Annotated in this window: 1 rRNA gene; it reads left to right on the forward strand. The window is 41.6% G+C overall.

The features are described from left to right. Nucleotides 1-289: 289 nt before the first annotated feature. Nucleotides 290-373 (forward strand): 5S ribosomal RNA (gene rrf, locus NI455_RS15420); the annotation flags it as partial.

The raw sequence follows: 373 nt of genomic DNA on the forward strand, positions 1-373 counted from the left end.
AGGTTGGATGTGGAAGCATAGCGATATGTGAAGCTGACCAATACTAATTGCTCGTGAGGCTTGACTATACAACACCCAAACAGTTGTTGTACGAACTTCGAAAGAAGTGAGGATCAATTGATTCGATATTAAACAAAGTGACTTGATTTAGTTACGCTAAACGAACAAAATACCCAACTCAGATATATCTGTTAATGAACGATGTTCAAAGCACTGCTTTAAACAGAGTGCAAGATTTGAAGAAAGCTAAGGCAACCATAAGACCTCAGTAAGTAATCATACCAGTTGTGCTGGCGACCATAGCAAGAGTGAACCACCTGATCCCTTCCCGAACTCAGAAGTGAAACCTCTTAGCGCTGATGGTAGTGTGGGG

Source organism: Acinetobacter lwoffii (genome assembly GCF_024129435.1).
Classification (GTDB): Bacteria; Pseudomonadota; Gammaproteobacteria; order Pseudomonadales; family Moraxellaceae; genus Acinetobacter; species Acinetobacter lwoffii_F.